The organism is Variovorax sp. F042, assembly GCF_057814215.1.
Genome location: NZ_JBVASX010000037.1, coordinates 1 through 629, shown reverse-complemented (window position 1 = coordinate 629; position 629 = coordinate 1). Strand labels below are relative to the sequence as shown.

The window sequence follows — 629 nt, the reverse complement described above, 5'->3', positions numbered from 1 at the left end:
TCCTCCATCACGATGATCGGGTCATTGCCCCCCAGCTCCAGGATCTGGCGCTTGTACACCGCCTTGCCCGCGATGTACTTGCCGATGGCCACGCCCCCCGTGAAGGTGACCAGGTCCACGTCGGCGCTGGTGAGCATCTCGTCGGCAATCTCGCGCGGATCGCCCGTGATCACCGACAGCATCGGCGGCGGCAGGCCCGCCTCGTACAGGATGTCGGCCAGGATGAAGGCCGTCAGCGGCGTCTTCTCGCTGGGCTTGAGCACCATGCGGTTGTTGGTGGCAATGGAGGGCGCCACCTTGTGGATCACCTGGTTCAGCGGATGGTTGAACGGCGTGATGGCCGTGATCGCACCCTGCAGCGGCTCGCGCAGCGTGTAGACCTTGCGGCTCTTGCCGTGGTGCGTGAGGTCGCAGGAGAACACCTGTCCGTCGTCCACCAGCGCCTGGTTGGCCGCGAACAGCAGCACGTCGGAGGCGCGGCCCACCTCGTACAGCGAGTCCTTGCGGCACAGGCCCGACTCCATCGTGATCACGCGCGAGATCTCGTCCAGGCGCGAGGCGATGATCTCGCCCGCGCGCATCAGGATCTTGTAGCGCTCGTAGCGCGTGAGGGTGGGCTTGTAGTCGCG

At 66.0% G+C, this 629-nt stretch carries 1 protein-coding gene; it reads right to left on the bottom strand.

Annotation, left to right across the window (positions count from 1 at the left end; translation table 11 throughout):
- Nucleotides 1-629: aldehyde dehydrogenase family protein (locus tag ACZYSP_RS35280; RefSeq protein WP_489019193.1), on the bottom strand; the 629-nt coding region annotated here is incomplete at both ends.